General features: G+C 36.0%; 7 protein-coding genes and 1 pseudogene. 3 read left to right on the top strand and 5 right to left on the bottom strand.

Going from position 1 to position 12,683, the window contains the following annotated elements:
• Positions 1-81: 81 nt before the first annotated feature.
• Complete coding sequence (gene aroB, locus DKK79_RS01400) at positions 82-1,161, top strand: 3-dehydroquinate synthase (RefSeq protein ID WP_110422531.1); 1,080 nt, start codon at positions 82-84, stop codon at positions 1,159-1,161.
• A gap of 97 nt (positions 1,162-1,258) precedes the next feature.
• Here the strand turns inward: aroB and DKK79_RS14810 are convergent.
• The 3 genes and pseudogenes from DKK79_RS14810 to DKK79_RS01385 all read right to left on the bottom strand — a co-directional run bounded on the left by DKK79_RS14810 (position 1,259) and on the right by DKK79_RS01385 (position 5,006).
• Positions 1,259-1,943: pseudogene (locus tag DKK79_RS14810) on the bottom strand (hypothetical protein).
• Complete coding sequence (locus DKK79_RS01390; RefSeq protein WP_110422530.1) at positions 1,927-4,383, bottom strand: flavocytochrome c; 2,457 nt, start codon at positions 4,381-4,383, stop codon at positions 1,927-1,929. Before DKK79_RS01390 ends, DKK79_RS14810 begins: the two are co-directional and overlap by 17 nt.
• Complete coding sequence (locus tag DKK79_RS01385; protein ID WP_110422529.1) at positions 4,380-5,006, bottom strand: NADPH-dependent FMN reductase; 627 nt, start codon at positions 5,004-5,006, stop codon at positions 4,380-4,382. The genes DKK79_RS01390 and DKK79_RS01385 overlap by 4 nt, the downstream gene beginning before the upstream one ends.
• A 244-nt stretch (positions 5,007-5,250) precedes the next feature.
• On the opposite strand from DKK79_RS01385, the gene DKK79_RS01380 reads away from it, so the two are divergent.
• The gene (locus DKK79_RS01380) at positions 5,251-6,174 is read left to right on the top strand and encodes a LysR family transcriptional regulator (protein ID WP_110422528.1); all 924 of its coding nucleotides are present in this window, start codon (positions 5,251-5,253) and stop codon (positions 6,172-6,174) included.
• A gap of 46 nt (positions 6,175-6,220) precedes the next feature.
• On the opposite strand, the gene DKK79_RS01375 is transcribed toward DKK79_RS01380, so the two are convergent.
• Positions 6,221-7,141 carry an FAD:protein FMN transferase gene (locus tag DKK79_RS01375; RefSeq protein ID WP_110422527.1) on the bottom strand — a complete coding sequence of 307 codons (921 nt, stop codon included), beginning with the start codon at positions 7,139-7,141 and terminating at the stop codon, positions 6,221-6,223.
• Positions 7,142-7,398: 257 nt separating this feature from the next.
• Between DKK79_RS01375 and DKK79_RS01370 the strand changes: the two genes are divergently transcribed.
• Positions 7,399-8,469, top strand: coding sequence for a 3-deoxy-7-phosphoheptulonate synthase (locus DKK79_RS01370; RefSeq protein ID WP_034883042.1), 1,071 nt, complete (start codon positions 7,399-7,401; stop codon positions 8,467-8,469).
• Positions 8,470-8,526: 57 nt separating this feature from the next.
• Here the strand turns inward: DKK79_RS01370 and purL are convergent, their stop codons facing one another.
• Positions 8,527-12,429 carry a phosphoribosylformylglycinamidine synthase gene (gene purL / locus DKK79_RS01365; RefSeq protein WP_110422526.1) on the bottom strand — a complete coding sequence of 1,301 codons (3,903 nt, stop codon included), beginning with the start codon at positions 12,427-12,429 and terminating at the stop codon, positions 8,527-8,529.
• Positions 12,430-12,683: the final 254 nt, after the last annotated feature.

The following is a 12,683-nucleotide window of genomic DNA, read 5'->3' as shown; positions in this document are numbered from 1 at the left end:
TAAATGATTCTAAGTTGCACTGCTACTTTTTTATCGTTAACATGCAAGATTAAATTGGTATCAACTTATCTGGAAAAAATTATGCAAAAGATCTTAAATGTAGCGTTAGACAATCGCAGTTATCCCATTACAATTGGTGAAAACTTACTTAGTCAATTTGAACATTTTAAACTGCATAGTAGCCAGAGAGTTCTTATTGTCACCAATGACACCATTGCTCCGATTTATCTAAAACATTTGATGGATATGCTTGAGGCTCATGGCGTCAAAACTGACTTTGTCATTGTACCTGATGGTGAACAATACAAAACGATGGAAACATGGAATCAAATTTTAACTGCTTTACTTGCCAACAATCATACTCGAAGTAGTATACTTGTTGCCCTTGGGGGGGGAGTTATCGGTGATGTAGCGGGATTTGCGGCTTCTACTTATCAACGTGGAATTAAATTTATTCAGGTTCCGACAACCTTATTATCTCAAGTCGATTCTTCTGTTGGCGGTAAAACTGCCATTAATCATCCTCTAGGTAAAAATATGATTGGCGCATTTTATCAGCCTCAATCAGTGGTAATTGATATTAATTGTTTAAAAACCTTACCACAAAGAGAGCTCTCTGCCGGTCTAGCTGAAGTAATTAAATATGGCATTATTATGGATTCTGCATTTTTTGATTGGTTAGAGACTCATATTGATGATTTACTTAATTTAGATGTCGATGCCTTAAGTTATTGTATTTATCGCTGCTGTGAATTAAAAGCTCAAGTGGTTGCCGCCGATGAAACCGAACAAGATATGCGCGCTATTTTAAATCTTGGTCATACCTATGGGCATGCCATTGAAGCCGAGCTCGGCTATGGCAATTGGTTACATGGCGAAGCAGTTAGTGTTGGTATGTTAATGGCAGCACAAACAGCTAAATTACTAGGTCTGTTGGCAGATAAAGATATTGAAAGAATAAAAAATTTATTAATTAAAGCTAAATTGCCAGTTAAAAGACCAGGACAGATGGCAATCGAATCTTATATTCCCCATATGTTACGAGATAAAAAAGTTATTTCTGGTAAGCTTCGGTTAGTGATTCCAACTAAAATTGGTCAGGTTGAAGTAATAGATGGAATAGAGAAAAGTGTGGTACTAGAGTCAATAAACAACTCATAAAATTTATTTAACTATGTTAAATGATATTGTATATGTAAATAAAAGAGCACTAACAGTGTGCTCTCTTTACCAATATAATAGACAATAAACTTGACTATTATTGTCTATTCTTTAGTGATTTATAGATTATATTTAATATTAAACCAACAAATGCTACTGAAATAGCGATATAAAAGGCATAAGTATAACTTCCACCATTATTTGCCCAAATATCAGCAATTACTTTGGGGGCAAAAAAGACCGCTGAAGAATAGCCAATAAAAATGACACCATAGTTTATAGCTTGATTAACTGAATCATAACTTTATATTAAATGATGATCTATCGGTGCAATGATAATAGATTCACCGCCCATCCCGGCGGTGATAATTCTGGATGCAAGCCCTTTTTTATCCGGAAAGAACCTTATGGTATTACTCAAACAGCCTGAATTGACCAATCCTTGGTCAAAACCAATTAATAATCCATAAGTTATATACAACATAATTGAACTGGTAACAAAACCAGATAGGAAAAAAACAAGTCCAAATAACCGTCCATCAATAATATTAGACCATTTGCTAACCCTTTATCGGTTAAAAACCACCTAGTATCATTGGAATAGGACCAACTGCTAAATTAATTGAAAATGCAGTCATGATTTCCGCTTTACTCCAATTTTTTGCAAAACTTAATGGTTAGACGACTACACTCAAAGCATAAATTGTCCCAGTACAAAGTAAAATCAAAATTGAGGCAATCAGAACTAACCAATAATTTATCGTTTTACTTTTTTGCTCTATGGTTGGTATTCATCCTTAGATTTATGTCGTGTGAAGCCGTTTTTCCTGCAATTCGACCGAATGTGAAAATATCAGTTAGAGAGTTACCACCCAAACGATTACCCGCATGGATACCTCCTGCCACTTCACCTGCAGCATATAAACCTGAAATTTTTTGTCCCTTACTATCTAATACATGTGTTTGTGTATCAATTTTTAACCCGCCCATTGTATGATGCACTGCCGGTTTTCTTGGCGTTGCATAGAATGGCGGAATTTCAACTTTTAGATCAAACACATCTTTACCAAATTCAGGATCGTGTCCAGCATCAACATAAGCATTATAATCAGCAATAGTTTGTTTAAAGACTGTCGGATCCATTGCTAGTTTTTCAGCTAACTCTTCTAGGGTATTCGCACAAAATAGCGTTCCGGCAGCAATTTGCTTATCAATTTTTTCTTGCGAAGTGTTGTAAGCCGTTTTTTTAATTTGTTCATCAGCAATTAAATAAAATAACCCTCCATTATCAATAGCGGCTTGAGTAAGTTTATCTCGACTACCATATTCATTCACAAATCGCTTACCTTGTTTGTTTACCATAATGAAATTTTGTGGTGGTACTTGTAATCCACTGAATAATGCACCTGTGTCAGGATCGGAAACCGGCATCATTTGTGAAAAGCCCATACCAACCAAATCAGCGCCAACACTTTGCCCTAAAATAATACCATCACCTGTAATAGCTGGTGAGTTAGAGGTTTTAATATCATCGTCAATCTCTGTCCAATAAGTATTATACTCTTTTAACATTTTAGTATTTGCACCAAAACCGCCTGATGCCAAGATTACTGCATTAGCTCTAATAGTAATTTTTTTACTATTTAAACCAATACCAATAACTCCAGATACATGTCCCTCCTCAACTATCAGCTCTTTAACCGCCGTATCAGTGATGATAATGCCACCATGATTTTCAACATATTTCTGTAAAGCAGAAACATATGCATAGCCTTCACTTTTTAACGGTTTATGACCTCTACGCCATAAAGCACCAACTGGCATTGTCACGTCGTGTTTGTCAAACTCAACACCAACATCTTCAAGCCACTTGACCGATTCTAACGCCTCGTCAGTTAAAATTTTAACCAAATCATATTGACCATAAATAATATTACCTAATTGGTCTGTACGTTTACCACCAAGATAAGTTTGGATACGATGCAATAATGCTGAATCAAACAAATAACCTGTTTTACCGGTATTTTCAGCTAAATAGTTGGTAATTTGTTGTTTTAACTCTTTAAAATCATCAAGATATTCACTATCAATCGTTGACTCATCAATAGTAGAAATTTCCTGTAAAGTATGACTTTCACCCGCAATAGCATCAAAAGTATTTTGCCATTGTGGATTTGCTGCATTCATTGGACCGCCAGTCCGTACAGTATTACCGCCAATAGCTGGGAATTTTTCCACAACTATGACCTTTTTACCTTCCTGCAAAATACTTGCAGCGGCAGATAATCCAGCCCCACCAGCACCAACTACCACTACATCAGTTGTATACTGTTCATCTGATGTATCGACCGCACTCAGTGCTTTCGGTCTTTTACGTAATACATCCGGGTTAGCTCCTGCCATTTTTATTGCTTTAGCCACGCCGTCGATGACACCATTACTCGTTACTGAAGCACCTGATAAAATATCAACATTAAGTGTCTGACCTTCAAGAATTTGTGAAGGAATACGTTTAAATACGACATCAGCAATTCCCTCTGATTCACCTTCAGTATCAATATCAATTGATTCAATACGATCCATTGATAACGTAACTACCATAGGTAAATCACCATTATGTCCAGGCGCAGTTACACAATATTGACCCGGTTCATAGGTAATCTCTTCCGGCTCATTAAGTAAATTAGCAACTTGAGTGAAACGTACAAAACGCAAAAAGCAACTTTCGAGAAAATCGATAGTACGTTCTGATTTAATATTACCCTGTTCATCAAAAGCATGATGTGCCTGACCGAGCAAAAATTCATAGCCGGGCATGACGGTTGCATTAACACCTGGAGCATCAAGAATTTGGCGTAAATGTAATTGAGCACGTGACGAACCTTGTACATCATAAGACGCACCAACAATCATAACAGGTTTACCATCAAAAGGATGTAAATTAAATGAAAGCCATTCAAGAATACTTTTCAAGGCTGAAGGAATCGAATGATTATGTTCTGGTGTTGCGATAATAACACCATCAGCCTCAATAATTTTATTATTAAAATGCTGAATAATATCACTATTGGATTGATCATCTGACTCATTAAACATTGGGACATCAGTCAATTCTAATATTTCAATTTCTGCTTTATGCTTAAAATGCTTTTGCATAAATTGTAATAGCATTCGGTTATAAGATTCTTGAGCATTAGTTCCAACAATTCCAATTAATTTCATGACAATGCTCCTTCTTCTGCTGTTTTTAACCAACTAAATTTTTTATTTTGTTCGGTATTAAATTTTTCTGTCGCTAGCAATTGGTTAGTTAATTTTACAAATAATAAAAATTCGTCAAAACACGCTTCCAATTCTTTTACTTTATCTAAATAAACCAGATTACCTTTTTCATCAAATGCTTGCAGAGATTTTCCTAATAAAAATTCAGAACTAGGCATAATACGGGCTTTCAATTCTGGAGCATCTAAGATTTGCCTTAAATGAGCTTGGGCTCTTGAAGAACCTAACATACCGTGCGATGCACCAACAATCATGACACATTTATTAACCAACGGTCTGGTGGTATAAGACAGCCATTCTATAGCACTTTTCAACGCGGCTGTTATTGAATGATCATATTCTGGGGTCGCTATGATGATTCCATCAGCCAATTCAATTTTATCCGATAACGCTTTAACCGCTGGTGGAGGAGTTTTATCCTTTGGTTCATTAAATGCCGGTAACGATTTTATTTCACAAACTTCAATTTCTGCTTTATCAACAAAATGTTCTCTCATATAATGAAGTAATTTTCTATTAGTAGAACTATCTGAATTAGTTCCAACTATACCAACGAATTTCACTTTATAACCTCACTTAGTAGCTTACAGTACAATTAAATCAATATTAAAAGTTTAGTAATACAAATTTTTTAGTCGACAGCACAAAGTGATAGATAGAATTTTAGTTATATTAGTCCTATTGACTATTGTGCAAATCATTATGTAAGCTAGTGTAGAACAGAAAAAAAGGTTTGTGAAATAGCTGATTAATTATGGGGTTATAAGTAATTTATTATAATGAGGTTTAATAAAAGAATTTAAACAAATGGCTAAAATTAATTCGCTTAGTATGTTGCAATACATTGATGTTTTACTTAAGCACGGCAATTACACCAAAGCTGCGCAAAATTTGTATATTTCTCAATCATATCTAACCCAAACAATAAAAAAAATAGAAAATGAACTAGGTATTGATATTATCAATCGACAAAGTACCCCCTTACAATTAACCGAAGCGGGAAAGATCTATTATCAGTATTTAACATCATTAGTTAACGAACAAGAACAATTTAAAAGAAAAATCAAAAAATATACTGATAGTGATTATACCGTCATTCAAATTGGTGTATTACCAAGTTTAGGGACTTATCTGCTGCCGCTATTTTTACCTAAATTTATGAATAAATATCCTGATATTAAAATAGAATTGCATGAATATATTCCTAAAAATAGTGAAGAAAAAATTGAAAATCAAACCCTTGATTTTTTTATAGGACAGAATCCAGAAACAATATCCCAAAATTTAATTTGTCATAAATGTGGTAAACACCGATACTATGCCTTAATACCAGAAACCTCAAAAATATATCAAAAAGAAGTTAATGCTAATAAATATAATCCTAGATTCATGAAATCCTTATTACAAGAAAAGCTTATTTTGACTGCACATGGCTCAGCAATTCGTCAACAAGTTGATTATCTTATTCAAAAATATCGGATTCAACCCAATATTATTCTCGAAAGTAGTAACATTTTTACACTTGTTGAGTTAGCTAAAAAAGGGCTAGGAATTACTTTTATTCCTGAAAGCGTCTGTGTCAATGAAAAACAAAGTGATCTAGCATATAACTTAATACCACTGCCTTTGGATCTTATTTCGTTGAGTTATTTTATTGCCTACTCTAATCATAAAATGCTAAGCAGTGTGGAAAAAGAGCTCATTGAGCTATTCATCTCTTCTATACCATAAATTATCGGGTTAATGACCAATCTTAAGTAACCAAATTAGCTTTAGATTACGTCAATAACCCATTTGAACAAGCAAATTCTTTATTGGTGGTAATTACCATTCCTTCAATATTGGCTAATTGATTAATTTTTTTAATAGCATTCTCGGCACTATAACCATAGAGTTGCGTTGTCAAAATTTCACCATCTATTGAATGCGTTGATACAATAGTTAGGCTTTCGATGTCTGTTTCTACAGGATATCCAGTTTGACTATTGAAAATATGATGATAAGTTTTACCTTTACAATTAAATGTTCTTTCATAAATCCCTGATGTGACTACTGATTGATTTTTAATTTTTAATACCTTTATTACATTACCGCGACTTTGAAACGGATTTTGAATACCTACTCGCCAAAATCCATCATCATGAAAGGGGCACTCACCATAAGTTAATACATTGCCCCCTAAATCAATAAATGCCGATTTTGCGTTCAGTTTTTTAAAAATTTGCAGTATGTTATCGGCAAAAGACCCTTTAGCTAAAGCCCCTAAATCAATGGCCATACCCTGGTATTTTAAAAATACCGACTTATTTACCTCATCCAAAACAATATCATTAGGATCGATGAGAGTTAAAAGTTGCTGAATTTCTGAATCGAGTGGGTATCTAGCGTCATGAAATCCGACACGCCATGCTTGAATGAGCGGACCAATTGCAATATTTAAAAAACGATTATTAATTAGACTTCGTGCCTTACCTATTTTAATCAAGGTAAAAAGATCGGATTTTACCGTAACAGGCTTAATACCGGCATTGAGATTGATTTGCATTAAGTCTGAATTGTAACAATTTGCGCTAAAACGACGCTCATAATCAATCAATTTTTTTTCAGCTATATCTAATAAATCTTTCGCTCGATCATGTTCGACCCAAATTTGAATTATGGTCCCCATTAAATTGAGGAATCGTTTATTATTCTTCATGCTGATGAATTCCCAATAGTAAAAATATGCTGGTCACAACTACCTAATCTTAAAGTCAGTTATAACAAAAAAATAATCGGCTATCAAATCACAGTTTCACAGAAAAATGTAAACATTTTATTACAGAATTAAATTAGTTAAGTTAAATATTAAAAAATAAGTTTACTATAATGTAATTTTGTGTTTACATACACCATGTTTATGTATTTAATATTTTACATATAAAAAATATGAATGATTTTAACAAGGAAAATAAAATGTTAAAAGACACACTAAATAATGTTCGAATCAGAGATGAACACATGTTAATCACCCCAGAAGATATTAAAAATCTTTATCCATTATCTTCGGAATTAGAAAACCAAATTGCCGCTTCACGCCAAACTATCGTAAATATTTTAGAACGTCGTGATCACCGTTTATTAATTGTTTGCGGTCCTTGCTCTATTCACGATACTCAAGCCGCAATTGAATATGCGCATAAACTAAAAAAACTTTCTGATGAAGTTAAAGATAACTTATTTATTGTCATGCGTGTCTACTTTGAAAAACCAAGAACGACCGTCGGTTGGAAAGGTATGATCAATGACCCGCATATGGATAGTTCGTTTGATATTGAACATGGTCTGAAAAAAGCTCGTAAATTACTTCTTGATATCACTAAAATCGGCTTACCCATTGCCACTGAAGCATTAGACCCAAATACACCTCAATACATTGGTGATTTAATCAGCTGGTCGGCTATTGGAGCCAGAACCACTGAATCACAAACTCACCGCGAAATGGCGTCTGGGTTATCAATGCCTGTTGGCTTTAAAAATGGTACTGATGGCAGTTTAGATGTGGCAATTAATGCCATGAAATCAGCTTCCATGTCTCATCGATTTGTGGGTATTAATCAACAAGGACAAGTTACCGTATTACAAACCTTAGGCAACCCGCACGGTCATGTAATCCTAAGAGGTGGCAAAGCACCTAATTTTGATGCTGAAAATGTTGCATTATGCGAATTGCAAATGGATAAGGCTAAATTAGTACCTAACCTAATGATAGACTGTAGTCATGCCAACTCAAACAAAGATTACCGTAATCAACCAATTGTTGCTGACTCAATTATTGAGCAAATTAAGCAAGGTAATAATTCAATTATTGGTGTCATGATAGAAAGTAATTTATTTGAAGGAAATCAATCATCCGAACAACCAAAAGAAAATTTCAAATATGGCGTATCAGTTACTGACGCTTGCATTAACTTTGAAACAACTGAGCAATTATTGCGAAGAATGAATAATGATTTAGCTCAGCCGTTAAAGAGTAGAAAAAAGTAAACGGTTAAAGCTAAAATTATGTTTATAAATCGCCGACTATTGTCGGCGATTTTTTTACTAACCAAGTTGCTTACGAGCATTACGGAAAATACGCATCCACGGGCTATCTTCACCCCAATTATCAGGATGCCACGAATTGGTTACCGTTCTAAATACTCGCTCTGGGTGCGGCATCATAATCGTTGCTCGACCATCACTTGAGGTTACTGCGGTAATACCATTTGGTGAACCATTTGGATTTGCCGGGTACTGCTCTGTCGCTTTGCCAAAATGGTCAATATATCGAACTGCAACCAAGCCAGAAGCTTCTAAACGAGTCAAATGATCTAAATCACAGGTTTCCACTTGACCTTCACCATGTGAAACCGCAATCGGCATATGCGAACCAGCCATATCGGTAAATAGTAATGACGGACTAGATTGAATTTGAACTAAACTGAAACGCGCCTCAAAACGTTCCGATACGTTACGTACAAAACGCGGCCATAATTCAGCCCCAGGAATCAGATCTTTTAGATTCGACATCATCTGGCAACCATTACAAACCCCTAATGACAAAGTATCATTACGATGGAAGAATTGCTCAAATTCATGACGGACTTGTTCATTAAATAAAATCGACTTAGCCCAGCCTTCGCCTGCCCCTAATACATCACCATATGAAAAACCACCACAAGCAACAAGTGTATTAAACTGATTCAAGGTCACTTGGCCAGATAATAAATCTGTCATATGGACATCAACTGATTCAAAACCAGCGCGAGCAAATGCTGCTGCCATTTCAACATGTGAGTTCACGCCTTGTTCGCGTAGAATTGCCACTTTCGGTTTTACGCCTTTGACTATGTAAGGTGCAGCAATATCTTGCTCAATATCAAAAGTAAGATGAACATTTAAGCCTGGATCATCATCATTTTGCTTAGCTTGGTGTTCTTGATCTGCACATTGTGGATTATCACGTAAGCGTTGCATCTGCCAAGTGGTTTCTGCCCACCATGTTCTTAATGTCAATCGCGATTCGCTATACACCACGGCACTATTATTACGAATAATAAATTGCTGTCCTGTTTTAGCTGTTCCTAATCTATGAATCACCTGAGATAACCCAAACTGCTTAAAGCATGTCATGACTTTTTCTAAATCACTATTACGAATTTGAATAACCGCACCGAGTTCTTCATTAAACAGTGAGGCAATGACATCGCTACCAAGTGAATGAATATCAACATCAATACCACAATGCCCAGCAAATGCCATTTCTGCCAATGTAACCAATAAACCACCATCTGAACGGTCATGATAGGCCAATAAGCTTTTTTGAGCGACTAACGCTTGGATAGCTTGATAAAAATCCGCTAACTCTTTGGCATCACGGACATCAGCGGTTCTTTGCCCTAGGTGACGATAAACCTGCGCTAATGCTGTTGCCCCTAATGCTTGATAACCTTTGGATAAATCAATAAATAATAATAGGTTATCTTCATCGATAGAAAGTTGTGGTGTAACGGTTTTACGTACATCTTCGACACGCGTAAATGCAGAAATCACTAACGATAAAGGTGAAGTTACTGTTTTTTGTTCACCATCTTGTTGCCATGTTGTTTTCATAGACATGGAATCTTTACCGACTGGTATAGCCAGTCCCAAAGCAGGACATAACTCTTCACCAATGGCTTTAACAGCTTGATAAAGACCTGCATCCTCACCAGGGTGACCAGCGGCAGCCATCCAGTTAGCCGAAAGTTTAATGCGTTTAATATCGCCAATGTTTGTCGCAGCAATATTAGTAATTGCTTCACCTACAGCTAAACGTGCTGATGCGGCAAAATTAAGTAAAGCAACCGGCGCACGTTCCCCCATTGACATTGCTTCACCATAATAACTGTCTAAACTGGCTGTTGTCACCGCGCAATCGGCAACCGGTACTTGCCAAGGTCCAACCATCTGATCACGAGCGACCATACCGGTTACCGAACGATCACCTATGGTAATTAAAAAGGTTTTTTCCGCTACAACTGGCAAATGTAAAACTAGTTTTACTGCATCATATAAATTGATATCCGCTGTTGAAAAATGATCCCCTTCTGCTTGGCTAGATTTAACATCTCGTAACATTTTAGGGGTTTTGCCCAATAACACATCTAACGGTAAATCTATCGGATTATTGTTGAAATGTTCATCATGTAACACTACTGCTTTATTTATTGTGGCTTCACCAATCACCGCATAAGGAGTGCGTTCTCGTTTACAAAGTTCATCAAATAGCTCAAGACTTTGCGGATGAATCGCTAGTACATAACGCTCTTGGGATTCATTACACCAAATCTCTAACGGCGACATACCCGGTTCATCGCTTAATATTTTACGTAATTCAAACTGACCACCACAGCCACCATCGCTAACCAATTCCGGCATAGCATTAGACAAGCCACCTGCGCCCACATCATGGATAAATAAAATAGGATTTTTATCACCAAGCTGCCAACAACGATCGATTACCTCTTGGCAACGACGCTCCATTTCAGGGTTATCTCGTTGAACTGAAGCAAAATCAAGATCAGCATCCGACTGCCCGGATGTCATTGAAGATGCCGCGCCACCACCTAAACCGATATTCATGGCTGGCCCACCCAAAACAATTAATTTGGAACCGATAGGAAATTCACCTTTTTGGATATGTTCACGACGAATATTTCCCATACCACCAGCTAACATAATCGGTTTATGATAGCCTCTGACCTCTTCGCCATTAAAGCTATTGACTTTCTCTTCATAAGTACGGAAGTAGCCTAATAACGCTGGACGACCAAATTCATTATTAAATGCCGCACCACCTAAGGGTCCATCCATCATAATGTCAAATGCACTAACAATTCGATCCGGTTTACCAAAATCTTGTTCCCAAGGTTGTTCAAAATTGGGAATTCGTAAGTTCGAAACAGAAAAACCTACTAATCCTGCTTTTGGTTTAGCTCCTTTTCCTGTCGCTCCTTCATCTCGAATCTCACCGCCACTACCGGTTGCCGCCCCCGGCCAAGGAGATATTGCCGTTGGGTGATTATGGGTTTCCACCTTCATTAAAATATCAGCATATTCCTGATGATAATCATAGCTTCGACTATCATAATCAGCAAAGAATCGTCCAACTTTCGAACCATCCATAACCGCGGCATTATCCTTATAAGCGGATGACACATAATCTGGCGTATGTTCAAAAGTATTTTTGATCATTTTAAATAATGATTTTGGTTGTTTTACACCATCAATAATCCAATCAGCATTAAATATTTTATGACGACAATGTTCAGAGTTTGCTTGACCAAACATATAAAGCTCAATGTCAGTTGGATTACGGTTTAATTTCTGAAAATTCTCAACTAAATAGTCAATTTCATCTGGTGCTAAAGCCAAACCTAATTTTAGATTAGCTTCCTCTAATGCTTGACGACCTTGTCCTAACAAATCAATAATTATTACTGGTTTGGGTTGATCAGCCCTAAATAATTGTTCAGCTTGCTCAAAACTGCTTAAAACGGTCTCCATCATTCGGTCATGTATCAAGCCCAGAAAAGCATTTTTTTGACAATCAGTTAACGGAGAACTAGCTTGCACATAATAAGCAATACCTCGTTCTATTCGATGGATTTTTGATAATCCACAATTATGTGCAATATCAGTAGCTTTAGATGACCATGGCGAAATAGTACCTTCGCGTGGAGTAACTAAAAAGAGTATTTTACTGGTTTTATCTTCGACATCTATTTGTGCACTTTTAGGGCCATATTGTAACAACTTATCTAAGGTTAATTGTTGTTGAACAGTTAATTCAGCACTTAAATCAATAAAGTGAATGTATTGGGCTTCAATATTTGTTATAGGGATAGATTGTTCACGACAAGAGGATAAAATTTTATTAATACGAAATGCAGATAGAGCAGAAGAACCAGCTAAAATTTTCATGCTAAGTACTCTTTTTAAGCCAAAAAAGGGAAAAAATAGAGCAGTATTATAAAAGAAAGTCACTAAAGAGGCTATCTTAAAAATCATTATATGATTCAATAAAAAGAAATTGAGCAACCGTTTTTACCTTAAATGAGGTATCTTACTGTCATGTAGGGCTTTGATTACCATTTCAAACAGCACTTTTAGCGGAAGAAGCTCGTTAAATTTAAAAAAATAAATTGATTTATTGTATAAATATTGATTTACTGAGT

Source organism: Gilliamella apicola (assembly GCF_003202915.1).
Taxonomy (GTDB): domain Bacteria; phylum Pseudomonadota; class Gammaproteobacteria; order Enterobacterales; family Orbaceae; genus Gilliamella; species Gilliamella apicola_Q.
Note: the sequence above shows the minus strand (reverse complement) of the source record. Positions and strands in the feature narration are given on the sequence as shown.

Excerpts from the sequence above, each read along its gene's own strand:
- aroB (WP_110422531.1), top strand. The coding sequence starts at position 82 with ATGCAAAAGATCTTAAATGTAGCGTTAGACAATCGCAGTTATCCCATT.
- DKK79_RS01390 (WP_110422530.1), bottom strand. The coding sequence starts at position 4,383 with ATGAAATTAATTGGAATTGTTGGAACTAATGCTCAAGAATCTTATAAC.
- DKK79_RS01380 (WP_110422528.1), top strand. The coding sequence starts at position 5,251 with ATGGCTAAAATTAATTCGCTTAGTATGTTGCAATACATTGATGTTTTA.
- DKK79_RS01375 (WP_110422527.1), bottom strand. The coding sequence starts at position 7,141 with ATGAAGAATAATAAACGATTCCTCAATTTAATGGGGACCATAATTCAA.
- DKK79_RS01370 (WP_034883042.1), top strand. The coding sequence starts at position 7,399 with ATGTTAAAAGACACACTAAATAATGTTCGAATCAGAGATGAACACATG.
- purL (WP_110422526.1), bottom strand. The coding sequence starts at position 12,429 with ATGAAAATTTTAGCTGGTTCTTCTGCTCTATCTGCATTTCGTATTAAT.